Source organism: Aestuariirhabdus sp. LZHN29 (genome assembly GCF_049985285.1).
In the GTDB taxonomy this organism is placed as follows: Bacteria; Pseudomonadota; Gammaproteobacteria; order Pseudomonadales; family Aestuariirhabdaceae; genus Aestuariirhabdus.
Genome location: NZ_JBNIEU010000002.1, coordinates 473,349 through 494,993, shown reverse-complemented (window position 1 = coordinate 494,993; position 21,645 = coordinate 473,349). Strand labels below are relative to the sequence as shown.

21 protein-coding genes are annotated in these 21,645 nt (G+C 56.9%); 14 read left to right on the top strand and 7 right to left on the bottom strand.

The features are described 5' to 3' along the window. Positions 1 to 135: 135 nt before the first annotated feature. From zwf to mobA, 5 genes are all read right to left on the bottom strand, one after another. Positions 136 to 1,620: a glucose-6-phosphate dehydrogenase gene (zwf, locus tag ACP3PW_RS08975; protein ID WP_426416359.1), complete on the bottom strand. Its 1,485-nt coding sequence runs from the start codon at positions 1,618 to 1,620 to the stop codon at positions 136 to 138. Between the two features lie 302 nt (positions 1,621 to 1,922). After that, positions 1,923 to 2,297 carry a hypothetical protein gene (locus tag ACP3PW_RS08970; protein ID WP_426416358.1) on the bottom strand — a complete coding sequence of 125 codons (375 nt, stop codon included), beginning with the start codon at positions 2,295 to 2,297 and terminating at the stop codon, positions 1,923 to 1,925. 142 nt (positions 2,298 to 2,439) lie between these two features. After that, positions 2,440 to 3,687, bottom strand: a complete 1,248-nt coding sequence (locus ACP3PW_RS08965) for a bifunctional molybdopterin-guanine dinucleotide biosynthesis adaptor protein MobB/molybdopterin molybdotransferase MoeA (RefSeq protein WP_426416357.1) — start codon at positions 3,685 to 3,687, stop codon at positions 2,440 to 2,442. A 52-nt stretch (positions 3,688 to 3,739) separates the two neighbouring features. Next, positions 3,740 to 4,255 (bottom strand): molybdopterin-guanine dinucleotide biosynthesis protein B, encoded by a 516-nt coding sequence (gene mobB, locus ACP3PW_RS08960; RefSeq protein WP_426416356.1) that lies wholly within the window; start codon positions 4,253 to 4,255, stop codon positions 3,740 to 3,742. Next, positions 4,252 to 4,863: a molybdenum cofactor guanylyltransferase MobA gene (gene mobA / locus ACP3PW_RS08955; RefSeq protein WP_426416355.1), complete on the bottom strand. Its 612-nt coding sequence runs from the start codon at positions 4,861 to 4,863 to the stop codon at positions 4,252 to 4,254. The genes mobB and mobA overlap by 4 nt, the downstream gene beginning before the upstream one ends. A 653-nt stretch (positions 4,864 to 5,516) precedes the next feature. Here mobA and ACP3PW_RS08950 point away from each other — a divergent pair. After that, the gene (locus tag ACP3PW_RS08950) at positions 5,517 to 6,929 is read left to right on the top strand and encodes a sigma-54-dependent transcriptional regulator (RefSeq protein WP_426416354.1); all 1,413 of its coding nucleotides are present in this window, start codon (positions 5,517 to 5,519) and stop codon (positions 6,927 to 6,929) included. 74 nt (positions 6,930 to 7,003) lie between these two features. On the opposite strand, the gene ACP3PW_RS08945 is transcribed toward ACP3PW_RS08950, so the two are convergent. After that, positions 7,004 to 7,930, bottom strand: a complete 927-nt coding sequence (locus ACP3PW_RS08945) for a substrate-binding domain-containing protein (RefSeq protein WP_426416353.1) — start codon at positions 7,928 to 7,930, stop codon at positions 7,004 to 7,006. Between the two features lie 2 nt (positions 7,931 to 7,932). After that, positions 7,933 to 8,802, bottom strand: a complete 870-nt coding sequence (gene fdhD / locus ACP3PW_RS08940) for a formate dehydrogenase accessory sulfurtransferase FdhD (RefSeq protein ID WP_426416352.1) — start codon at positions 8,800 to 8,802, stop codon at positions 7,933 to 7,935. A gap of 298 nt (positions 8,803 to 9,100) precedes the next feature. On the opposite strand from fdhD, the gene ACP3PW_RS08935 reads away from it, so the two are divergent. From ACP3PW_RS08935 to ACP3PW_RS08875, 13 genes are all read left to right on the top strand, one after another. Further along, complete coding sequence (locus ACP3PW_RS08935; RefSeq protein WP_426416351.1) at positions 9,101 to 9,688, top strand: DUF3305 domain-containing protein; 588 nt, start codon at positions 9,101 to 9,103, stop codon at positions 9,686 to 9,688. Further along, complete coding sequence (locus ACP3PW_RS08930; RefSeq protein WP_426416350.1) at positions 9,685 to 10,302, top strand: DUF3306 domain-containing protein; 618 nt, start codon at positions 9,685 to 9,687, stop codon at positions 10,300 to 10,302. Before ACP3PW_RS08935 ends, ACP3PW_RS08930 begins: the two co-directional genes overlap by 4 nt. Before the next feature lie 243 nt (positions 10,303 to 10,545). After that, positions 10,546 to 12,168, top strand: a complete 1,623-nt coding sequence (locus ACP3PW_RS08925) for a 4Fe-4S dicluster domain-containing protein (protein WP_426416349.1) — start codon at positions 10,546 to 10,548, stop codon at positions 12,166 to 12,168. Next, a complete protein-coding gene (locus ACP3PW_RS08920) occupies positions 12,165 to 12,794 on the top strand; it encodes a TorD/DmsD family molecular chaperone (protein ID WP_426416348.1) in 630 nt (209 codons plus the stop codon). The genes ACP3PW_RS08925 and ACP3PW_RS08920 overlap by 4 nt, the downstream gene beginning before the upstream one ends. 25 nt (positions 12,795 to 12,819) lie before the next feature. Further along, entirely contained in the window at positions 12,820 to 13,020 is a 201-nt protein-coding gene (locus ACP3PW_RS08915; protein WP_426416347.1) for a twin-arginine translocation signal domain-containing protein, read from the top strand. Between the two features lie 48 nt (positions 13,021 to 13,068). Further along, a complete protein-coding gene (locus ACP3PW_RS08910; protein WP_426416346.1) occupies positions 13,069 to 15,936 on the top strand; it encodes a formate dehydrogenase subunit alpha in 2,868 nt (955 codons plus the stop codon). A 29-nt stretch (positions 15,937 to 15,965) separates the two neighbouring features. Then, complete coding sequence (gene fdh3B / locus ACP3PW_RS08905; protein ID WP_426416345.1) at positions 15,966 to 16,562, top strand: formate dehydrogenase FDH3 subunit beta; 597 nt, start codon at positions 15,966 to 15,968, stop codon at positions 16,560 to 16,562. Between the two features lie 38 nt (positions 16,563 to 16,600). Then, positions 16,601 to 17,584, top strand: a complete 984-nt coding sequence (locus ACP3PW_RS08900; RefSeq protein WP_426416344.1) for a formate dehydrogenase subunit gamma — start codon at positions 16,601 to 16,603, stop codon at positions 17,582 to 17,584. A gap of 1,220 nt (positions 17,585 to 18,804) precedes the next feature. Then, positions 18,805 to 19,341, top strand: coding sequence for a GNAT family N-acetyltransferase (locus ACP3PW_RS08895; protein WP_426416343.1), 537 nt, complete (start codon positions 18,805 to 18,807; stop codon positions 19,339 to 19,341). Positions 19,342 to 19,448: 107 nt separating this feature from the next. After that, positions 19,449 to 19,859 carry a hypothetical protein gene (locus ACP3PW_RS08890; RefSeq protein ID WP_426416342.1) on the top strand — a complete coding sequence of 137 codons (411 nt, stop codon included), beginning with the start codon at positions 19,449 to 19,451 and terminating at the stop codon, positions 19,857 to 19,859. Between the two features lie 49 nt (positions 19,860 to 19,908). After that, on the top strand, positions 19,909 to 20,130 hold the full coding sequence (locus tag ACP3PW_RS08885) for a hypothetical protein (protein WP_426416341.1): 222 nt from the start codon (positions 19,909 to 19,911) through the stop codon (positions 20,128 to 20,130). A gap of 61 nt (positions 20,131 to 20,191) precedes the next feature. After that, positions 20,192 to 20,659: a DUF1643 domain-containing protein gene (locus ACP3PW_RS08880; RefSeq protein ID WP_426416340.1), complete on the top strand. Its 468-nt coding sequence runs from the start codon at positions 20,192 to 20,194 to the stop codon at positions 20,657 to 20,659. A 148-nt stretch (positions 20,660 to 20,807) separates the two neighbouring features. Next, a complete protein-coding gene (locus ACP3PW_RS08875; protein ID WP_426416339.1) occupies positions 20,808 to 21,644 on the top strand; it encodes a 23S rRNA (adenine(2030)-N(6))-methyltransferase RlmJ in 837 nt (278 codons plus the stop codon). Position 21,645 lies beyond the last annotated feature (1 nt).

Below are 21,645 nucleotides of genomic sequence, written 5' to 3'. Positions count from 1 at the left end.
GCCCCTGCACCTACTCACTCAGCGCGAAACTCTGTTTCAATTAGCTACGGCTTTCGATCGACCCCACAAAAATGATGATTTTTCATTTTTTACGAAATTCAACCAAAAGCAATTCGGCAACGACCACTTAACCTATCAGGAGTCGATGCGCTGATGCCAGGCTCTTCCCCGCCCTGCGATAAGCGAATCCGCCGACTCCGGCCCCCAGCTTCCCGCAGCATAGGGTTCGGGTTGATCGCCGCTCTTGTGCCAGGCCTCAATCAAATTATCGCACCACTCCCAGGAGGCTTCGATCTCATCGCGGCGCACAAACAGCGAGGAGTTGCCGCGCATTAACTCCAGCAAAAGGCGTTCATAGGCATCGGGGATACGCCCCTTCTGGCCGCCACCAAAATCGAGATCCAACGCCCGAGATTGTAACGCCATGCCCTGGCCCAGACTCTGCTCTTTTGTGGCGACACGCAGGCGAATCCCCTCATCGGGCTGCAAGCGAATAATCAATTTATTCTGCACCATAGATCGATGCCGTGGATCGAAAATGTAGTGTCGCTGCGACTTGTAGTTGATGACAATCTCAGACACTTTGTCGGCCAGGCGCTTGCCCGTGCGCAGGTAAAAGGGCACTCCGGACCAGCGCCAGTTGTCGATATTCACTCGCAGGGCGACAAAGGTTTCGGTGTCGCTATCACTGCGGCCTCCCTCCTCCTCCAGATAACCGGGACAGGCCGTGCCATCGATTTGCCCCGCTCGATACTGGCCGCGCACCGAACGGCGTAACACGTTCTTTTCGGTGATCGGGCGCAGCGCACGCAACACATTTAGCTTCTCGTCGCGGATGCTATCGGCGCTCAGCTGGGTAGGCGGGTCCATCGCCACCATACAGAGCAGCTGGATCAGGTGGTTCTGCACCATGTCGCGCATCTGTCCGACCTGGTCATAGTATCCCCAGCGCCCTTCGATCCCGACCTCTTCGGCGAGAGTGATCTGCACATGATCGATGTGATGCTGGTCCCACTGGGAACCAAACAGGTTATTGGCAAAGCGCAGGGCGATGAGGTTCTGCACCGTCTCTTTGCCCAGATAGTGATCGATGCGATAGATATCCTGTTCGTCAAAGTACCGACTGACAATGTCATTGATACGGCGTGAACTTTCCAGATCATGACCGATGGGCTTTTCTAACGCGATACGGGCGCCTTGCGAAATTGCATCGCTGGCATGGAGATGTTCGCAAACGGTCCCATAGAGTTCTGGCGGCGTTGCCAAATAATGGATAACGGTTGGTGACAGGGTGACAAGCAGTTTTTTTACCGCGCGGTAATCATCCACCTGTGTCAGTTCCAGACGCAGGTAGCTGATCCGTTTCAGCAATGCCTCACAATGGTGACGCTCAAACTGCTCCCCTGCAACATGAGTGCGTAGCGCGCTGTCGACCATCGCCGCAAAGCTTGTATCATCAAGATCCTTACGAGCAATACCAATAATGCGTGTTGTTTCGTGCAACAGCCCCGCCACTTGCAAGTGGTAAAGCGCAGGAAATAACTTACGCAGCGACAGGTCTCCGACACAGCCAAACAGGACCAGGTCACAGGGGTTTATTGCATCATCAATTCGCATCATGGACTACATTCTCCTACGGCATAGCAAGGGTGCCAGCGGGTCGAGTCGGGGGCAACCGAGCCCTCCGCATACCGCTGCAGTACACAATACCCCATAAAGGAGTCTGCTAATAAGCCTCAGACGCGACCTCTTCGCTAGCCACTGGGCAATGGTTGGATCACTACAGGCAACGGACTGCTCCTGGCCTTTGATCGCCTTGGCCCTATGGGCACAGACTTTATATCCGCGTCCACCCACGCGGCCTGCTGATTCACGATGGATCGGTGCAAAGGGTATACCGCGGCTGAGGGGGCGGGCCCTGCTTAATCGATCACCTCGATCACCAGGCGTTCGTTATCCGAGACCCGTATCTGCTGACCGTTGACGGTTTCGAAACGGCGGTTTTCCAACTTACCCTTAAGCGCCTTGTATTCGACCTCCTCTCCATTCACCGGGTTTACCACCCGGATCGAAAGCAGTCGATGGCTATCGTGGTAATCGTAAAGCATGTAGCCGATGGCAGAGAAGGTCACTAAACCTGCGAGGATATAGGAGAGAACTCGGAACGATACCGGGAAGGGGGGCGGCGCGGGAGCTACCGTCGCCGGCGCTGCTGACACCGCGGTGCGATTGCGATGGCGCAAATAAAGGACGGCGCCAACGATAATAGCGACGGTAACCAGAAACTTGGTGATCATGCAGAAACCCGTAACGACTCAATTGTGAAGAAACAGCCTGAAGCTATTTCGTAGTCCCGATCATATCGGGTTGCGGCTGCGGTGACAAAGCGTGAATCAGGATCTTACCCACCTTTAGGCAAGTGGCCTGGTTGCCGAAAGATCACAGCATCAATGGCTGAATATCAACGCTCTCGCCAGGCTCCACCTGCTCCAGTTCCGAGGGCAGGATAATCAGGCAGTTGGCGCGGCTCATCGAACTTAGCACGCCGGACCCCTGGGTGCCGCTGCTGCTAACGTGAAATGCACCGTGCTCATCACGATGATAGATCCCACGCTGAAACTCGGTGCGACCCGGCCGTTTTCTTAAGGATTCGGTGGCCGCTGCGGGCAGCGTCAAAGGGAGCCAATTTTTCATGCCCTGCATCTTGCGAATGGCTGGCAACACAAACTGCAGGAAAGTCACCATCACCGCCACCGGATTACCCGGCAAGCCGAAGAACACCGACTGTTTGATACGACCGAACGCCAGCGGGCGGCCAGGTTTCATCGCCATTTTCCAAAAATGAATTTCGCCAATGCGCTCCAGGGTATCCTTGACATAGTCGGCTTCTCCCACCGACACCCCGCCCGATGTCAATACCAGATCGGCCTCGCTGGCCCCATGGGCAAACGCCTCCTCCAACAGGGCAGGCTGGTCGGGGATAATACCCAGGTCGATCAACTCCACCCCCAAAGGCTCCAGTAAGCCGTGCAAGCTGAAGCGATTGCTGTCGTAGATCTGCCCCAGTTGCAGTTTACTCCCTGGCGCACGAATCTCATCGCCGGTCGAGAGCACCGCGACCTTGAGGCGCCGTTTGACCAATACCCGATCCACCCCCAGTGAGGCCAACAGCCCCAGTTCAGCCGCCTTGATCAGGGTATCACTGGTCAACGCCACCGCATCGAGGGCGATATCCTCTCCCGCGCGGCGACGATTCTGCCCCTGCTTGATGCCTGCGGGGATATGTACACCGGAGTCATCGCAAGTAACGATCTCCTGCATCACCACGGTATCGGTTCCCACCGGCATCATGGCACCGGTCATGATACGAATCGCCCCACCCTCGGGCACGGCGTCGAGGAAGGGATGGCCGGCGAGGGCTTCACCAACCAGTTTCAAGCAGCTCCCGCCCTCCTCGTTGAGGTCAGTAAAGCGCAGCGCAAAGCCATCCATCGCCGAGTTATCATGGCCGGGGACCGCGACTGGCGAACGAACATCTTCGGCCAGCACCCGTCCCAACGCCTCCAACAACGGCACACTTTCAACCACCACCAGGGGCGCAACCTGTTCCAGAATCGCTTTGCGACCAAGATCAACCGGTAGCTCGCCTTGCGCATTGCAACAACTGTTGAGGGAAATTTCGCTCATCACAACATCCTTAGGGTTGAGCCCGAACAGGGCACACCCGGGTTAATAGCCATTAAAGAAAATGGTGACAGATATAGTCGGCAATCTGTTGCACATTGTTCAGGTCGAGGTGGTCAAGCTCGCCAATACCCTCTTGGGGCAGCTCATCACAGGCCACCGCAATAACATTGGGGTGCTGGGTATACAAAAGAGGCTTACCCATGGAGGGACGATGGCACTCGATTTTGGGATAGGGTTCGGGCTTAAACCCCTCCACCAGAATCAGGTCCAGGCGCTGCTGGTCAAATTTTCCAAGCAGCTCATTGAGCCGTGGCTCTTCACCCAGGTTTTCGCTCAACAACGCCCAGCGCTCGCGGGAAGAGATCAGCATCTGCTCGGCACCCGCCTTACGCAGCTCATAACTGTCCTTACCGGGGGTGTCCATCTCAAAACGATGATGAGCATGTTTCACCATACCCACACGCAGCCCTTTCAAACGTAACAACGGTAATAGCTGGCACAGCAAGGTGGTTTTTCCGGTACCACTATGAGCGATAAAACCGACCAGGGGAATATTGCACTCGATCATAACTCTACCCCCGCCAACTGTTGCTCAACGCGCTGGCAGTGCTCGGGTGTATTAATGTTTTCGAACGCGTCGACCTGATCGTCAAACACCACCTTGACCATCTCCTGCTGCTGGAACCAGTGCATGATCTTACGCCCATCCCCCTCAAGAAAGTGCTCCAGACTGGGCAGTAGCGAACGCCGCATCAATACAAACACCGGTTGCCAAAACGCTCCGTCGTGGGCCACTGCCATATCGGCCTTTTGCTGCTCCAGCGCGCTGTGCAGTCTCGACACAAGATCGCCGGGTAGCAGCGGTGCATCGCAGGGCACAAATGCAACCAGCTCCGCCTGACTCGCGGCAAGACCTGCAGCCATTCCGGCCAGAGGCCCGGGGTACTCACCGCTCTGGCGATCGCTGATCACCGGAAAACTCAACGCCGCATAGCGCTCCTGGTTGCGGTTCGCGTTAATACACAAGCCCGCCACCTGGGGAGCAAAGCGAGCTATTACGTGCTCAATCATCGCTTTCCCCCCTAGCGCTACCAGCCCCTTATCCTCTCCGCCCATGCGACGGGCTTCGCCCCCCGCCAGAATCACGCCATCAACTACTACTGCTGGGTTACTCAACGATCTCTCCTGTGTGCACTCCCGGGTGCATTTTAGCTGGATGGGTACCCTCGTCCCTATTGGACGAACCACCCTCCCGTATTCTACCCCGCCCGACACTATCCGTTATCGCTTTATGGAGTAATCGGCTCCAACAGGGTTCTTGGTAGCGGCGGGCCTTCATCAGCAAAACGGGGTCAGTATGACACCGAGCCCCCTCAACCGAAAAGCGACCTATGTCAGTGGATAGCCAATAGCGTCCATCTCATCGCCCCGTTTGTCCAGCCAGAACCCAGCAACAACCGAACCAACTAAGGTAACGAACGCCACAAATGGTATGACCGTTAGACCAAGGTCTCATCCCCAGCGGGTTATCCCCTCGGTATAAATAACCAAAGGCTTGCCCTAAAAGCTCGATTAGCCTGCTCTGTGGGCAAAAATCTCCCGCAAATAACCACATGAGTCCTACTGAGCCGTGCTTTGTAGCGTCATATTGACCCAGCGCTATGGACGGAGGGGACAGAATGACCTAGTGTTACTTAGCTGGCGTCGGTAAGCATCTGGTGAGTTTTGGATGCCTATCCAGCACCTGCAGGAGGCAATGCAGCAAGGAAGCCTAATCGTAATTCGATCCATACCGCACCCTGCGGCTCAACTTGTTAAGGCTTCCATTAATGGCCCAACTGCTGCCATTCTCCATCGTCGACACCCCTGCGGATAACCTGCACCGCATTCCGGTTTGCAACACGCGCATCTCCTCTATTCTGCTGCTCGATGAAACCCATGACCAGCAAGCGGTCATGCAATCGCTCAAGCAGAGCAGTGGCTTACTCGAACAAACCAACGACCTGGAAACCGCACGGGCACTGCTCAAACGCTGCCATTTTGACCTGATCATCGTCAACCTGGACCTATTCTCCTCCATCACCGACGAATGGGAGAGAATTTTACGCCACTACAGTGACCACTCCGACATTATCTGCCTCAGCGAGCAACGAGACTCCGAACTGGCCATTCGCGTGCTCCGTGCCGGCGGTGCCGATCTGCTGCACAAACCCTGCACCATCAACGAAATCATGCGCTCGGTACAGTATTGCCTTGAGCGACGCAGCAAGGAGCGCCACAGCTATCTGCGCTCTCCCTGGCAGCAGGAGCGACTGACCAACTCCGAACTGATCGGTGACAGCTCAGCGATTAACGAAGTTTCAGAGATCATTACCCGGGTCGCCCCCACCCCTTCAACCATTCTGATCCAGGGCGAGTCTGGCACAGGAAAGGAACTTGCTGCACGCGCCATTCACATGCAGAGCCGCCGCAAAGGTGCCTTTGTTGCCATCAACTGCAGCGCCATCGCCCCCGACCTGATGGAAAGCGAGCTGTTTGGCCATCAACGCGGCGCCTTTACCGGAGCCCAGCAGGCACGCGACGGGCTCTTTGTTCATGCCCATGGCGGCACACTGTTTCTTGATGAAATTGGTGAGATGCCGCTGTCCATGCAAGCCAAACTACTGCGAGTTCTGGAGGAGCGCTGCATTCGTCCGGTCGGGGGAGATAAACAGGTCCCGATCGATGTGCGTATCGTTGCCGCCACCAACCGTAATCTGGAGCACGAATCCCAGAACGGCAACTTTCGCGAAGACCTCTACTACCGTATCAATATCCTCACCCTGACCATGCCGCCGCTACGAGACCGCCCGGAGGATATCCCTCCCCTGGTACACCATTTTGTGGGCAAGCTATCGGGGGAGCTGAGCGTACCGGAGATCCCCCTCTCCCATGCCGACCTCACCCAACTGCAGCAACACGACTGGCCCGGCAATATTCGCGAATTGCGCAACTTTATTGAACGCTGCCTGCTACTGGGAAAACTGCCCCTGAACTACCTTCGCCAGGAGAACCCGGCGCCGCAAGATACGGCTCCCGGTGCGGGCTACCCCAGCGAATGGGATCTGGAGCGGGTTATTCGTCGCCACACCGAGCAGGTACTGCAGCACACCAACGGCAACAAATCCGAAGCCGCGCGCCAGCTGGGAATCTCCCGCAAGACCCTCGAACGTAAATTACAGGCCTGGGCCACCGACAGCTGAAATGCCGCAATACAGGCCCCTCATTCGCTGAATCCTGCACTGACCGGCGAGCAGGCATTAGGGGGTCCACAGAATTAGGGGGTCCACAGAATTTCGCCACACTGGCCCAGATCGTAGCCGCCGTAATGGCTCGCCTGCTGCTGCAGCGCCAACGTCCGAAACTGTCCCAGCAACTGCTGCACCAACACCCGGAAATAGATCGGCTGGGGCATTACCATATCGAGCGCCTCACTGCCCAACGACAGAAAGGGCAGGTCCAGCTGATGGGCGCAGGCACGGGAAATAATGCCATGGTCGACCCGTCCCTCATTAAGCTGCACCGACACCTCCCACTCACTCAGCACCGGCTCCGCAATACTCAACTCATCGATAGAGCCGTGATGGATCGCCAACTGTTCATCAAACAGACGCCGTGCACCGGTGCCCCCCTGACGCAATACCCACCGCTTACCGCTCGCAAAACAGGATGCGGCCTCAGACGGCACCAACCCGGGACTCGACGCAATACCCACCTCACGCTCAAGCAGGCGCACCATCGTCCATTGACGGAAGTTTTGGTAACGCTGTAACAACGCAGGATGGCGCACCCGACTCTCCCCAGCCGGCCCCCAATGCATCACACAAAGATCGGCGCGCCCGCGATCGAGCATTGCCAGCCCGAGACGGGTTCCCGTGGCCGACATCGACACCAGACCCGCATCTTGCATATCACGTTGCTGCCGTGACAGGGCCTGCTGCAGAAGCAGGTCACCACTGCCGACCACCAGCAGGCGGTCGGAAAGCACACCTCCATGGCACGACTCCAACAACCAGCTTTCTACCAGACGCTTGGGAAAGAGCCATTTACCGGTAATCTTGGTGGCTGGAATCACCCCCTCGCTAACCATGGCGTACACCTTCTTCTCGTTCAGCTGAAGAAAGTCGGCCACCTGCTTGATATTGAGAAACTCCGCGCCACCGCGCTCCCCCGGCTTCCCCACCGCAACCTGTCCCTGTTGCATACTCATCCCCCCTGTGACCGACCACCAGCCCGCTCCGGACGGGGCGGTGGCCTCTGATCAAAATTGATATTGTCCTGTCCGCTGAACACCATGAAGTGCTTACCCTTGGCACGGCCTATCATGGTCAGCCCTACCCGCTGCGCCATCTCCAACCCCATCTGGGTCAAGCCCGAGCGCGACAGCAGCAGGGGAATACCCATTTGCGCGACTTTAATCACCATCTCCGATGTGAGCCGCCCTGTGGTATAGAAGATAAGATCCTTACCCTGAAGGCCATCGAGCAGCATTCTTCCCGCGAGGGTATCCACCGCGTTGTGGCGCCCCACATCTTCGACAAAGTCGATCACATCGACTCCCCGGCACAACGCACAACCGTGCACCGCTCCCGCCTGTCGATAGATCTCGTTGTGGCGGGAAAGGGAATCAAGCAGCCCGTAAATGCCCGACTGGGAATAGCTCTGCCGCTGCAGCTGAATATCCTCAAACTTATCCATCATGCTGGCAAACACCGTACCCTGGCCACATCCAGTGGTTACCGTCTTGCGCCCCAGCCGCTCCTGCCAACCCTCGATGGAGCCGTCGGTGACAACAGCCGCCGCTTCAACATCCCACTCCACCTGTACGGAACGTACCTGCTCAACCCGATCGACAATGCCCTGATTGAGCAGATACCCCAGCACCAGCTCTTCGGGACGTCGCCCCATGGTCATCAGGGTAAGTAGCTCTACCTTGTCTATATAGATCGTCAGCGCCCGCTCTCCGGCGATATGGATCTCTCGCGCTTGCCCCTGCTCATCCAACGCCTCGATGCAATGGGTGCCCTGAATACCGGATTGGCTCATCAGGGGGCGATAGGCAGATATCGCATTCATGGTGTGGGCTCCAGCAAAATAGGTTGCCATCAGGGAATAGGGTATCCCGACAGGCTTCAGTGCCCGCTATAAAAGCAAGAAGCGTACCCTGCCTAAATGGGGCGATACTCCACTCAAACTGAGTCAATATGACCCACTTGACGCTCAAAACATGGACAATTGCCCCAAAACGTCCCAAAGCAAAGGGTTTCAATGGGACTTTTTTCAGGAACAGCCTTTGCATAGATAGCAGGCTGCCCAGTCAGCTCCCCATGGAACCCGACTGCCATTAACAATCCGCCACATCAGGAGCGATCACTTGCAACAACAAGACACCCTTGACGAAGAGATCTACCCACTCAAGGTGGCGATGATTAAAACCGAACGCCATGTCGGCCCCTGGCTAACCGCCAGCTGGGCCTGCGAACTCGTGCCTGCCGACGCCCCGACACCTGAAAACGCGACCACCTGCGCTCGACTGCAACTGCAACTGCACCGCGATGAACGCGCCGCCTACCGCTTCAACCTGAGTTCCCGCGCACCTAAACTCTTTGTCGTCTGCGACATCGACGATGACAGCGACGATGAGGATGCCCTGCACCCCCTGCGAGTCAGCGCCAGCCAGGATCTTGCGTCCTCTTATATGGACGGCGGTGAAGAGGATGTTTTCTCGGCCCCCATGCCCCCTGCGGTACTGTGCTGGATAGAGGCTTTTATGGCGCGCCACGGCGAAGACCAAAGCGACAACGGTAAACGCCGACTTCGAGGCAAAGGTGGAAAAGGCGGGAAAGGAGAAAAAGGCCGGGAGGAAAAATCCAAGGGCCACAGCTCATTCAACAGCGGAGAACTGTTCGGCGACAAGCCTATGCATAAGAACGGCCCCAACGACGGAGAAACAACCCCATGAGCGCCGACGACACCAACGAGGGCTTCGCCAGCCGCTGGAGCCGACGCAAGCTGCAGGCAGAAAACGAAACAACCCCGCCCGCCACCGAAGAGACAGCAAACACCGAGATTGAGAGCCAGCCCCTGAGCACTGGGGAGGAGCAGCCCCCCGCCCCGAAAACCGATGCCGATATGCCGGAACTTGCCAGCCTCAACAACGATGCCAATTATTCCGGCTTCCTCAGCGAAGGGGTCAGCGAGGAGCTGCGGACCAAGGCCCTGAAACAGCTCTTTCACCTGTCCCACTTCAATATCACCGACAATCTCGACGATTACGACGATGATTACAGCGTTTTCGAACCATTGGGAGAGACCGTCAGCGAACACCTGAAGCAGTGGATCGACCGAGACCCGGACAACACCCACCCGCGCCAGCGCGACGAAGAGAACCTCGACGAGACCGAGGAGAACCTTGACCCTGAGGCTAAAGCCGACGCAACGCTTAATGACAACCCGGAGACCCCGTCAGGGGAAACCACCCAGCCCACAGAGCCACAGGATTCAAATGGGTTAACGCAGGAGATCGACGAAGACCCGGTCCGTGCCAACACACAACAACAGCCCAAGCACCTATAGGGCACCGGATAACAGCTCTCGACACACTCCTGGCAAGTGCGCCAAAAGGGACACAGGGAACCAAAACAGACAAAACGACCCATACGACACAAAAAAACCGAAAAACAGTAAGACATTAAAGGATTAACAGGGGCTTTTTTCCCTGCGGTGCCGGTTCCGGATTTGCTATATAGGTATACCCGGGCTGGTAAACAATTCGAAATAAGAGAAGCCTTAGTCTTCCAACCAGCCTGACGAGGATCTATGACTGCAGTAACCATGGAACATAGCGGCTCATTTGTTAGTCAATTTGAGCCCCTACAAAATACTATTACCTACCGAAGCTCCGGTGAGCTGCTGATCGTTGGACCGGAGCACCGTGCCCGTCTGGCAGCGGCTGAGCTGGCGGGCAGCTTGCGCTGCACCCTGTTAATCACCGAGGCGATGCCGGCGACCCTGGATGCAGAGATGGAGCGCGCAGCCGGGCTAGAGATCAGCGCCCCACTCCACCACCACAAACTACAGTCGATCAGCGGCTATATGGGTCATTTTGACGCAACGGTTTCCCTGCCTGGCGGCCTTACGGATAATTCACTGGCCAGCCTCAGCCAGCTGAAAGCCTTCGACCTGCTTCTTGACCTCGGCAGCAGTGCCCAGATGAGCAGTGAGCGGGCTCCTGCGGGATACTTCTACTGCCCTGACCAACAGAGTCTGGAACGCGCACTGGAGGAGCTACCCCAACTGGTTGGCGAGTTCAGCAAACCGGTCTACCTGCAGGTCAACTCCGACATCTGCGCCCACAGCAACAGCAACATAACGGGTTGCACCCGCTGCCTGGACGTCTGCCCTGCCGATGCAATTCAATCGTTCAGCGGCCGTATCGAGGTAGATCACCACCTTTGCCACGGTGTTGGCGGCTGCGCCAGCGCCTGCCCCACGGGAGCGATCGAGCACCTCGACACCCCACCCGTGCAGCTGCTGCAGCAACTACGCGAACCTTTGCAGCAGGCGGTTCGTGAACAACAGCCCGCCGTCGTGGTCATTGAGGGCACCGAAAGCAGCGCCGTGCCCACCGACAACAACCATGGGCTGGTGAGGCTCGAACTCGAAGAGATCAACTGCGCGGGCCTCGAGACCTGGCTCAGCGCCCTGGCCTGGGGAGCGCGGCAGGTGGTTATTGTTGCCCCCAACGACTACGCCGACACCGCTCGCAGCGCACTCAATGTCCAGCTCGGTTATGGGCAGGCGTTACTGAAAGAACTCGGTATCGATGACAGCCGCATCGCGTTGATCGAACACAACGATACCCAGCGCCTGGCGGAGCTATTGGCCAGCGATGACCAGCCACTCTCCACCGCAGGCTACCTGCCCGACAGCAAGCGCCGTGAGGCTCTGTTCCAGGCCATTGACCAGCTGGCGACCGCCACCGAACAAGCACCCCGCGCCCTCGCCATGCCCGCAGGCTTCCCTATGGGTGGCCTTAACATCGACGGCGACAACTGCACCCTGTGCATGTCCTGCGCCGGGGTCTGCCCCACCATGGCACTGCAGTCCGGTGGCGATGAGCCCAGACTGCGGTTTACCCAGCACAACTGCGTGCAATGCAACCTCTGCGTCAGCGCGTGCCCTGAGCAGGTACTGGAGCTACGGGGCGAATACCTCCTCGACCGTTCATTGCGCAAGTCGCAACAAACACTGCACGAAGACGCTCCGCTGTGCTGCACCGACTGTGGAACACCCTTCGCTACCCAAAGCCTGTTCCGCAAGATGCAATCGAAACTTGCCGGTAACCATATGTTCCAGGGCGACAATCTCAATTTGCTGGAACTGTGCGGGGAATGCCGGGTTAAGGCGTTAATGAAACAGGATTCGGAGTTACTGCCATGAGCGCCAACATTATTACCACCGACAGTGCCACCGAGGTTGTCGAAGCCTCCGCTCCCCTGAGCGCAGAAGACAGCCTGCGCGCAGAGGGCTATGCCCTGCTCGGCGCAATGCTGCGTGGTCCTGCCACCCAGGAGCTTCTCGACCTGCTGGCTGCAATCGAAATTGACCACCCGCGCAGCGCTATCGAGCATGCCTATAACGTGCTACAGCAAAGCGCCTCCCGCACGACGCCATCTGCGGCAAGCCAGGAGTACAACAGCCTGTTTATCGGTATCGGTCGGGGCGAGCTACTGCCCTTCGGTTCCTGGTACCAGACAGGCTTTATGATGGAAAAACCACTTATCAGCCTGCGCCAGGACCTGTCCGATATGGGCTTCGAGCGCCAGCAAAATACCCACGAACCGGAAGACCATGTCGCCGCCCTCTGTGAGGTGATGGCGTATCTGGTTCAGGAGGGCTCTACCGAGCAACAACAACGCTTTTTCTGCTCCCACATCCAGGGGTGGATACAGCGCTTCTTTGAAGACCTGCAAAACGCCAACAACTCCAACTTCTACATCGCTGTGGGTCAGTTGGGTGAGTCGTTAATGCAAACCGAAATAAACCGTTTTAACCAACCACAATAACGAAAAACCCGTAGGGGAGAGAACGATGAGCAAGAAACCACTGAGCCAGGAGCAACTTAAGAGACGCGAGTTTCTTAAGGGTGTTGCCGTCGCCGGTAGTGCCGCTGCAGTTGTCGGCGCCGCAGGTACGGCCCAAGCCGCTGAACAGCCGCTTGAGGAGAAGCAATCGGGACGTTACCGCAAGTCGGATCACGTCAAGGCCTATTACGATACCGCCCGCATCTAGGCGAAGTAATCAGGTTCTGATATCGGATTAACACGAGGCAACATCCAAATGAAATTGACCAAAGTAAGCCCCGAAAGTGGGCAGGACCAGGCCAAGAGCGGCATCAGCCGTCGCTCCTTCCTCAGCGCCAGTGGCGTTGCGGCCGGCGGATTGGCCGCCAGCCAGCTACTGGCTCCCGGAATGATGCAAAAGGCCCATGCGGCCAGCAAGAGCAACATGCCGGTCGAAACCAAACGTACCATCTGTACCCACTGCTCCGTGGGTTGCGGTATCTACGCTGAAGTTCAGGAAGGCGTATGGACCGGACAGGAACCAGCGTTTGATCACCCCTTCAACCGCGGTGCCCACTGCGCTAAGGGTGCTTCTGTACGTGAGCACGGCCATGGCGAGCGTCGCCTAAAGTATCCAATGAAACTGGTCGGCGGTAAGTGGCAGAAAGTTTCCTGGGACGAGGCGATGGACGAGATCACCTCCAAGATGATGAAGATCCGCGAAGAGAGCGGTCCTGACTCCGTCTACTGGCTAGGCTCCGCCAAGTACAACAACGAGCAGGCTTATCTGTTCCGCAAGTTTGCGGCCCTTTGGGGTACCAACAACGTGGATCACCAGGCGCGTATCTGTCACTCCACTACAGTAGCCGGTGTTGCCAACACCTGGGGCTACGGTGCGATGACCAACTCGTTCAACGACATGCATAACTCCAAGGCGATGATCCTGATCGGATCCAACCCTGCCGAGGCGCACCCGGTCGCGATGCAGCACATCCTGCACGCCAAGGAGCGTAACAAGGCGAAGGTGATCGTGGTTGATCCACGTTTCACCCGCACCGCAGCCAAGTCTACCGAGTATGTGCGGATTCGCCCCGGTACCGACGTTCCCTTTATCCACGGTCTGTTGTGGCATATCTTCGAGAACAAGTGGGAAGACGCCTCCTTTATCGAGCAACGTGTCTACGGCATGGACGAAGTACGCGAAGAGGTGAAGAAATTTACCCCTGCCGAGGTTGAGAACATCACCGGCGTCAGCGAAGAGCAGATGCGCCGCGTGGCCCAGACCCTTGCCGAGCACAAGCCCGGAACCATCGTCTGGTGCATGGGTGGTACCCAGCACACCATCGGTAACAACAACACCCGCGCATACTGCATCCTGCAGCTGGCGCTGGGTAATATGGGTGTCGCCGGTGGCGGTGCCAACATCTTCCGTGGCCACGACAACGTACAGGGCGCTACCGACTTCTGCGTTCTGTCGCATTCACTGCCAGGCTACTACGGCCTTTCAGCCGGCGCCTGGAAGCACTGGAGCCGCGTCTGGGACCTGGATTACGAGTGGGTTAAGGGACGTTTCGACAACCGCAAGGCGTTCGAAGGCACCGCCGAGAAGCCCAAGTTCCCAATGAACTCTGCGGGCATTCCGGTATCACGCTGGATCGACGGCGTACTGGAGGACAAGGGCAACATTGCGCAAGAGGATAACCTGCGCGCCATGGTGTTCTGGGGTCACGCACCCAACAGCCAGACCCGTGGACTGGAGCAGAAGAAGGCGATGGACAAGCTGGATATGATGGTCATCATTGATCCCTATCCCACCGTCAGCGCTGTACTGCCCGATCGTAAGGACGGTGTCTACCTGCTACCCGCGACAACCCAGTTCGAAACTTACGGTTCCGTTACCGCGTCTAACCGCTCGCTACAGTGGCGCGACAAGGTGATCGAGCCCCTGTTCGAATCACTGCCTGACCACACCATTATGTACAAGCTCGCCAAGAAGTTTGGCTTTGAAAATGAGCTGTGCAAGAACATCAAGGTGAATGGCGAAGAGCCGCTGATCGAAGATATCACCCGTGAGTTCAACAAAGGTATGTGGACCATCGGCTACACCGGTCAGAGCCCAGAGCGTATGAAGGCGCACCAGCAAAACTGGCACACCTTCGACTTCACCAGCCTCAAGGCCGAAGGCGGCCCTGCCGATGGTGATTTCTATGGCATGCCATGGCCTTGCTGGGGAACCGCCGAGCAGAAGCACCCCGGCACCCCGCTGCTGTACGACAACAGCAAGCCGGTCGCCGAGGGTGGACTCACCTTCCGTGCCCGTTTCGGTGTTGAGCGTGACGGGGTCAGCTTGCTGGCCAAGGGATCGCACAACGCAGGTTCCGAGATCAAGGACGGCCACCCCGAGTTCTCCGCCAAGCTGCTACAGCAGTTGGGCTGGTGGGATGACCTGACCGCTGCCGAGAAATCTGCTGCCGAAGGCAAAAACTGGAAGACCGACCTCTCCGGCGGCATCCAGCGTGTTGCCATCAAGCACGGCTGCGCTCCCTTCGGTAACGCCAAGGCCCGTGCCGTGGTATGGACCTTCCCGGATAAGGTACCGGTGCACCGTGAGCCGCTGTATACCACCCGTCGCGACCTGGTTGAGAAGTACCCAACCTACGAGGACCGCAAGTCCCATTACCGTCTGCCGACTCTCTACAAGTCGATTCAGAGCAAGGATTTCAGCCAGCAGTTCCCTGTCATTCTTACCTCCGGCCGCCTGGTTGAGTACGAGGGTGGTGGTGACGAGACCCGTTCCAACCCCTGGCTGGCTGAGCTGCAGCAGGAGATGTTCGCCGAGATCCATCCGGGCGATGCCAACGATGCTGGCATCCGCGACGGACAGGATATGTGGGTAGAGACTCCCGAAGGCGCCAAAATCAAGGTGAAAGCCCTGATCACACGTCGCGTTGACCGTGGCGTCGCTTTCCTTCCATTCCACTTCGGTGGTGTGCTCGAAGGCAAGGATCTACGCAGCAAGTACCCAGAGGGCGCTGACCCGTATGTACTGGGCGAATCTGCCAACACCGCGATGACTTACGGCTACGACTCTGTGACCCAGATGCAAGAGTCTAAAGTGAGTCTTTGTCGAATTCTGCCGGCATAAGCAGCCGCATAGCACAGGAAATAATTATCATGGCTAGAATGAAATTTTTGTGTGATTCGGAGCGCTGCATTGAGTGCAACGGCTGCGTTACCGCATGTAAAAACACCAACGAGGTGCCTTGGGGCATCAACCGTCGTCGCGTTGTTACCATCAACGATGGCGAAGCGGATGAGGCTTCCATCTCTGTCTCCTGCATGCACTGCACCGATGCTCCCTGCATCGCTGTGTGTCCGGTTGATTGTATCTACGAAGCCCAGGATGGCATCGTGCTGCACAGCAAAGACCAGTGCATCGGCTGCGGTTACTGCCTGATGGCCTGCCCCTTCGGCGCGCCGCAGTTCCCGATGGAGAACGCCTTCGGCGTTCGCGGCAAGATGGACAAGTGCACCTTCTGCGCCGGGGGTCCTGAAGAGGATAACTCTATGGCCGAGTGGGAGAAGTACGGAGCCAACCGTATCGCCCAAGGCAAACTGCCTGCGTGTGCAGAGATGTGCGCGACCAAGGCACTGCTGGCCGGTGATGCGAACGATGTTTCCGACATCTTCCGTGAGCGTGTGACCTATCGCGGCTCCAATGCGGGTGCCTGGGGTCAGTCCATGGCCTACGGTCGTAAAGCCAAGGGTTAACGGCAGCGCTGTTAACCCGCTTAACGGGAAAGATGCTTATGAAATCATCGACACAAGCAGAGAACCCGGGGATGAAACGCCGCTTACGCGGCGTTAACCTCGCGCTCGTCTGTTGTGCTCTGGTGTTGCTTCTGGCACCCATGGTCCCCTATACCCTGGCAGCAGTCGCTCCTGACTCCGCCACGGCATTCTGGGATCATGTGCGCCACGGCTCCATCGGCACTACACAGATACAGGGCAACGAAAGCGGTATGCTGATCAATGAGTCAGGAACCTGGTGGATGGAGTTCCGCGCCCAGTGGATCTCTCCGGGCGGCGCCTGGGCGCTGTCCCTGAGCCTGGTCACCCTGGTACTGGTTTACCTGTTGATCGGACCCAATCGCCTCAGTGAGCCTCGCAGCGGCAAGACCATCGAGCGCTGGAACCGTGCCGACCGAACCATTCACTGGTTCGTGGCGATACTGTTTCTGCTGCTGGGTGTAACCGGCCTTTGCATTCTCTACGGTAAATCGGTTCTGATCCCGCTTATGGGGAAGGATGCCTTTTCGACCTTCCTCAGTCTTGGCAAGGATGTGCATAACTACCTGGGGCCGCTATTTTGCATCGCCCTGCTGGTGATGATCGTAAAATGGATGAAGAATAACTTCTTCACCCTGATCGACATCAAGTGGTTCGCCAAGGGTGGCGGCATTATCGGCAACGAGCACCCCGATGCCGACTACATGAACGGCGGCGAGAAGGTCTGGTTCTGGATCGTGGTCCTGTTGGGACTGATCGTATCGGGCAGCGGTCTGGTGCTGGATTTCCCCAACTATGGGCAGATTCGCGACACCATGCAGAACGCTAACTTGATCCATGCTGGCTCCGCCGTACTGTTGTTCTGCGGCTCATTGTTCCATATCTACATTGGATCACTGGGTACCGAAGGTGCCCTCGAGGGCATGAACAGTGGTCATGTTGACGAGGCCTGGGCCAAGCAGCACCACAACCTCTGGTACAAGCGAATGAAACAGGAAAGCTAGCTCTCCTGGCTGACTTGATTAAAGGCACCCTCGGGTGCCTTTTTTTATGTCCAGGGATGCGGGCCGATAGCTGCGCTCCTGCGCAATCGGCACTCCCCACATCCTTGTGGGTCGTATGCCGCGAGAGCCACGGATGGCGATAGCGGCGCCCGGGGATGGGCGTAGATCGCGGAAGGCAGGGATGCCGAGAGCGATCAGGGGCTCTCAGGCAACTCTTAGCTTTTCCCTTCCCCCCGAAGCGGCCTGAAATTTCAGGCACAACCCTTCGTCATACCCTCGAAGGAGGGTATCCAGTAATTCAAGGTACTGTGGATCCCCGCATTCGCGAGGATGACGGGAGGAAGGGTACTGACCGACCAGCATAGGTGTTACCTATGTGGCCGGTTTTAAGTGTCACCCATGAGGCCGGTTCTACATCATTGCACTTTGCAGGAACGCCCCCGGCGCGGTGGATGATTGCCTGCCGGCAAACGGTTTGACGGGTCTCGCCCCGTCGGGCGACTTCATCTCTTTGCCCTGCGGCAACATGGATGTCGGGAGCCCCTTCCCCTCTTCGTCATACCCTCGAAGGAGGGTATCCAGTAATTCAAGGTACTGTGGATCCCCGCATTCGCGAGGATGACGGGAGGAAGGGTACTGACCGACCAGCATAGGTGTTACCTATGTGGCCGGTTTTAAGTGTCACCCATGAGGCCGGTTGTACATCATTGCACTTTGCAGGAGCGCCTCCGGCGCGATGGATTATTGCCTGCCGGCAAACGGTTTGACGGGTCTCGCCCCGTCGGGCGACTTCATCTCTTTGCCCTGCGGCAACATGGATGTCGGGAGCCCCTTCCCCTTCGTCATGCCCTCGAAGGAGGGCATCCAGTAATTCAATCTGCTGTGGATCCCCGCATTCGCGAGGATGACGGGAGGAAGGGTACTGACCGACCAGCATAGGTGTTACCTATGTGGCCGGTTTTAAGTGTCACCCATGAGGCCGGTTCTACATCATTGCACTTTGCAGGAGCGCCTCCGGCGCGGTGGATTATTGCCTGCCGGCATAGGGTTTGACGGGACTTATCGCCGGTTATGAGGGATAAAAAAGCTGCATACTTCCCTTGGTACTGAAACGACCTGTAGGGTAGGAAAACAGGGCTTCTCTGAACCATTTCAAGACGGTAGGCTAGTTTGAAGAGAGTAAACTCGCTGAAAATATCGTGGCAGGCTGACCTTTTACTATGAAATATTCACTATTCACAGCATCGGACACCGCGGACGTTGTAGCGCTTTTTTCCGATGTATTCTCTGCATCAGAGGGCGAATCCGAGGGCCGAATTATTGCCGATCTGGTTTCACGGCTGATTGCTGACACAGCACCAAAAAATCTAATTGGCTGCATTGCAACGGAGAACGATCGTATTGTTGGGTCGATATTCTTTAGTCGTTTTATTGTGCCCAACGATCAGGTTGCGTTTATTTTGTCGCCGGTTGCAGTCTCTACCCGCGTTCAAGGCTCGGGCATAGGACAAGAACTGATCCGTTATGGGCTCGAGCATTTAAAGCGTATGGACGTCGACCTGGCCTTCACCTACGGCGACCCGGCTTTTTATTCCAAAATCGGTTTTAAACAGATCAGCGAACAGATTGTAAAAGCTCCCTTTGTACTGAGTCAGCCCGAAGGCTGGCTGGCTCAGTCCCTTGACGGCCACCCGGTGCAGCCTATGCAAGGCGCCACGGAATGCGTGGAAGCATTAAGCGATCAAAAATATTGGTAGTACAACGCAGGCGGCACCCGCCTATGGGGTGTCATATGAAAATATCACCTGACCCCATACAACCGCTTTAGTATATTGTTTGCATCCAACAAAGGGTCTTTATCACTATGCGCTATTCACAGCAGGGTTCATCCCGAGCGACCAACCTGGTCCTTATTCTATTTGTCTGCTTTATACTGGCCGCCGCGGTGATGTTGCTACCCAAGGGGTTTAGCGACGACCTGTCCAAAATCGGCCAGGGATCGGCGGTTGTGGTGCTAACCCATGATAAGAATACGGTGGGAGGCATTGAAACCATGGACCTGCTCAATCGGATACGCCCGGACTTTGAGCAGAGCGTGGAGTTCCTGGTGGTTGACGTGAACACCCCCAAGGGACGGGCGTTTAGCCGGCAACAGAAGGTGGGTACGACGGTTCTTGTGCTGTTCGGCCCGGATGGGACACGACGCGGCGCTCTTGACCCGAGCATTGGCGAACAGGGCGTGCGGTCAAGCCTGAATACCATGCTGGCTCCATGATCGGTATTCCCGACGACATAGCACTGAAGCAAACACGAAGGTGGCCTGCATGAGCGAAAAAATCGATAACGAGGCGTTGACGGCACTCAAGATTGCATTTACCTACATGCCGAAAGCGATAGAGGTGACCCGCTATGAATACGGCGATCGCTACCAGATGGTACTCGACCAGATTGAAACCGTCAGGGAAATACTGCTTATCAACGACGTCGATCCTGAAGAGGTCTATGGCGAAATCGACCCTGATAATACGCCCAATTCATCCTATTAGAACCGCGCCCGAGAGATCCGATGATGAGTCGCCCGAGCCTGAATTGCAGCGGAGCCATTGATTGAAAGCCGACGCCAAATTATCCCCTTGCCGACGCTACCGCTACGCGCTGTGGCGTATTTGGGATGAGACCAAGCCCATGGCGATGGTCATCGGCCTGAACCCATCGACAGCCGATGAGACGGTAGACGACCCAACCCTTATCCGTTGTATCAATTTCGCTACCTCCTGGGGCTATGGCGGCGTGTGCATGGCCAACCTGTTTGCCTACCGCGCAACGGATCCCGCCGACATGAAAGCCTACCCTGCCCCCATCGGAGCCGAGAACGATGCATGGCTTGCGGCGCTGGCAAAAGAGGCGGCGATCGTTGTGGCCGCCTGGGGTAACGATGGCAGCTATCTGCAAAGATCCAGCGCCGTAAAACAATCGCTACCCCATTTGCATTACCTCAAAATGAACAAATCGGGCGAGCCCGCCCACCCGCTGTACCTGAAAAGTAACCTGGTACCGGTTCCCATGAGCGATTAAAACGCCAAGCCTCACCCGCTACAGCAGCGACCGGCGTGTTACCGCAACGCCATCAATAGCATTTAACCCTCGCAGTGGCGATAATAGCCCTTGGTCTCCACCCAGGTCGATGACAACCGATCGTCGATCTCACGAACAGGGTTTCCCTTTGCTCAGCTACCGACACTCCTTTCACGCTGGAAATTTTGCCGACGTCATCAAGCATATTGTTTTGGTGGAGGCCCTCGAGCACTTTACCAGGAAGGACAAGCCCTTTGATTACATCGATACCCACGCGGGGGCAGGGCTGTTCAACCTGGAGTCGAGCCATGCCCTCAAACTGGCAGAACACGCCAACGGCATTGGCAAACTAGAAGCCGGTCAGTTTCCTGAGTTATCGCGCTACTTCGAGACGATCGCCGCCTGCAACTCATCGAACCGGTTGCGCTATTATCCAGGCTCCCCCCTTATCGCCAGCCAGTTTCTGCGCAGGAAAGACAATGCCTGGTTGTACGAACTGCACAAGGATGATGCCGACCGGTTGAGGAAAAACACCGAGGGCAACCGGCGCATAAAGGTGATATGCCAGGATGGTCTCAAGGGTGTTCTGGCACACCTGCCCCCGATATCGCGCCGGGCATTGGTGTTGATCGACCCCTCCTATGAGATCAAATCGGATTACGAGCAGGTTTTCAAAACAGTCCAGAGCGCCCACAAACGCTTTGCCACCGGCACCTACGGAGTCTGGTACCCTGTGGTCGACCGCAAGCGCATTGCCCAGCTGGAAACATCGTTTATCCATAGTGGCATCAAAAACATTCAGCGTTTCGAGTTGGGCCTCTGCGCAGATACCGACGGCAGCGGAATGACCTCCTCCGGCATGATAGTGGTTAATCCTCCGTGGGGGCTGTTCGACAAGATGTCCCGGCTATTGCCCAGGCTGGTTGAGGTGTTGGGCACCGACAAAGGCGCTTTTTTTAAATGCGACCAGCTGGTCAGCGAATAGC

Excerpts from the sequence above, each read along its gene's own strand:
- zwf (WP_426416359.1), bottom strand. The coding sequence starts at position 1,620 with ATGATGCGAATTGATGATGCAATAAACCCCTGTGACCTGGTCCTGTTT.
- ACP3PW_RS08970 (WP_426416358.1), bottom strand. The coding sequence starts at position 2,297 with ATGATCACCAAGTTTCTGGTTACCGTCGCTATTATCGTTGGCGCCGTC.
- ACP3PW_RS08965 (WP_426416357.1), bottom strand. The coding sequence starts at position 3,687 with ATGAGCGAAATTTCCCTCAACAGTTGTTGCAATGCGCAAGGCGAGCTA.
- mobB (WP_426416356.1), bottom strand. The coding sequence starts at position 4,255 with ATGATCGAGTGCAATATTCCCCTGGTCGGTTTTATCGCTCATAGTGGT.
- ACP3PW_RS08950 (WP_426416354.1), top strand. The coding sequence starts at position 5,517 with ATGGCCCAACTGCTGCCATTCTCCATCGTCGACACCCCTGCGGATAAC.
- ACP3PW_RS08945 (WP_426416353.1), bottom strand. The coding sequence starts at position 7,930 with ATGCAACAGGGACAGGTTGCGGTGGGGAAGCCGGGGGAGCGCGGTGGC.
- fdhD (WP_426416352.1), bottom strand. The coding sequence starts at position 8,802 with ATGAATGCGATATCTGCCTATCGCCCCCTGATGAGCCAATCCGGTATT.
- ACP3PW_RS08930 (WP_426416350.1), top strand. The coding sequence starts at position 9,685 with ATGAGCGCCGACGACACCAACGAGGGCTTCGCCAGCCGCTGGAGCCGA.
- ACP3PW_RS08925 (WP_426416349.1), top strand. The coding sequence starts at position 10,546 with ATGACTGCAGTAACCATGGAACATAGCGGCTCATTTGTTAGTCAATTT.
- ACP3PW_RS08920 (WP_426416348.1), top strand. The coding sequence starts at position 12,165 with ATGAGCGCCAACATTATTACCACCGACAGTGCCACCGAGGTTGTCGAA.
- ACP3PW_RS08915 (WP_426416347.1), top strand. The coding sequence starts at position 12,820 with ATGAGCAAGAAACCACTGAGCCAGGAGCAACTTAAGAGACGCGAGTTT.
- ACP3PW_RS08910 (WP_426416346.1), top strand. The coding sequence starts at position 13,069 with ATGAAATTGACCAAAGTAAGCCCCGAAAGTGGGCAGGACCAGGCCAAG.
- fdh3B (WP_426416345.1), top strand. The coding sequence starts at position 15,966 with ATGGCTAGAATGAAATTTTTGTGTGATTCGGAGCGCTGCATTGAGTGC.
- ACP3PW_RS08900 (WP_426416344.1), top strand. The coding sequence starts at position 16,601 with ATGAAATCATCGACACAAGCAGAGAACCCGGGGATGAAACGCCGCTTA.
- ACP3PW_RS08895 (WP_426416343.1), top strand. The coding sequence starts at position 18,805 with ATGAAATATTCACTATTCACAGCATCGGACACCGCGGACGTTGTAGCG.
- ACP3PW_RS08890 (WP_426416342.1), top strand. The coding sequence starts at position 19,449 with ATGCGCTATTCACAGCAGGGTTCATCCCGAGCGACCAACCTGGTCCTT.
- ACP3PW_RS08885 (WP_426416341.1), top strand. The coding sequence starts at position 19,909 with ATGAGCGAAAAAATCGATAACGAGGCGTTGACGGCACTCAAGATTGCA.